1 protein-coding gene is annotated in these 1,186 nt (G+C 47.6%); it reads right to left on the bottom strand.

The window, feature by feature from the left end:
• Nucleotide 1: 1 nt before the first annotated feature.
• Nucleotides 2-1,186, bottom strand: a complete 1,185-nt coding sequence (tuf, locus tag TW77_RS22860) for an elongation factor Tu (protein WP_046007281.1) — start codon at nucleotides 1,184-1,186, stop codon at nucleotides 2-4.

The raw sequence follows: 1,186 nt of genomic DNA, 5'->3' as shown, positions 1-1,186 counted from the left end.
ATTACTCAACGATAGTTGCAACAACACCAGCACCAACTGTACGGCCACCTTCACGGATCGCGAAACGTAGACCTTCGTCCATCGCGATTGGAACGATTAGGTCAACAGTCATCTTGATGTTGTCACCAGGCATTACCATTTCTACGCCTTCTGGCAGCTCAACGTTACCAGTTACGTCAGTTGTACGGAAGTAGAACTGTGGACGGTAGCCTTTGAAGAATGGAGTGTGACGACCACCTTCATCTTTAGACAGTACGTATACTTCTGAAGTGAACTTAGTGTGTGGGTTGATTGAACCAGGCTTACAAAGAACCTGACCACGCTCAACTTCATCACGCTTAGTACCACGTAGAAGCGCACCGATGTTCTCACCTGCACGACCTTCGTCAAGCAGCTTACGGAACATTTCAACACCTGTACAAGTTGTCTTCGTAGTTTCTTTGATACCTACGATTTCAACTTCGTCGTTCACGTTGATGATACCAGCTTCAACACGGCCAGTTACAACTGTACCACGACCCTGGATTGAGAATACGTCTTCGATAGGCATGATGAACGGCTTATCGATGTCACGCTCTGGCTCTGGGATGTAAGAATCTAGTGCTTCTGCAAGCTCAACGATCTTGTCTTCCCACTCTTTCTCGCCTTCAAGCGCTTTAAGAGCAGAACCCTGGATTAGAGGCAGGTCATCACCTGGGAAGTCGTACTCAGAAAGAAGTTCACGAACTTCCATCTCTACTAGCTCTAGTAGCTCTTCGTCGTCAACCATGTCACATTTGTTCATGAATACGATGATGTAAGGTACACCAACCTGACGAGAAAGTAGGATGTGCTCACGTGTTTGAGGCATAGGACCGTCAGTTGCAGCAACTACCAGGATCGCGCCGTCCATCTGAGCAGCACCAGTGATCATGTTTTTAACGTAGTCAGCGTGTCCAGGACAGTCAACGTGCGCGTAGTGGCGAGTTGGTGTGTCATACTCAACGTGTGAAGTTGAGATTGTGATACCACGCTCACGCTCTTCTGGAGCGTTATCGATTGATGCGAAGTCTTTCGCTTCACCACCGTATACTTTTGCAAGTACGTTAGTGATTGCTGCAGTTAGGGTAGTTTTACCGTGGTCAACGTGGCCGATAGTACCAACGTTAACGTGCGGTTTCGAACGTTCAAACTTTTCTTTTGCCAT

Origin of the sequence: Pseudoalteromonas rubra (assembly GCF_000967655.1) — a bacterium.
GTDB classification, from domain to species: Bacteria; Pseudomonadota; Gammaproteobacteria; order Enterobacterales; family Alteromonadaceae; genus Pseudoalteromonas; species Pseudoalteromonas rubra_A.
This window is presented reverse-complemented; position numbering and strand designations above follow the sequence as displayed.

What these genes read in the sequence shown, in the direction of transcription:
- tuf (WP_046007281.1), bottom strand. Translation starts at nt 1,186, where the DNA reads ATGGCAAAAGAAAAGTTTGAACGTTCGAAACCGCACGTTAACGTTGGT.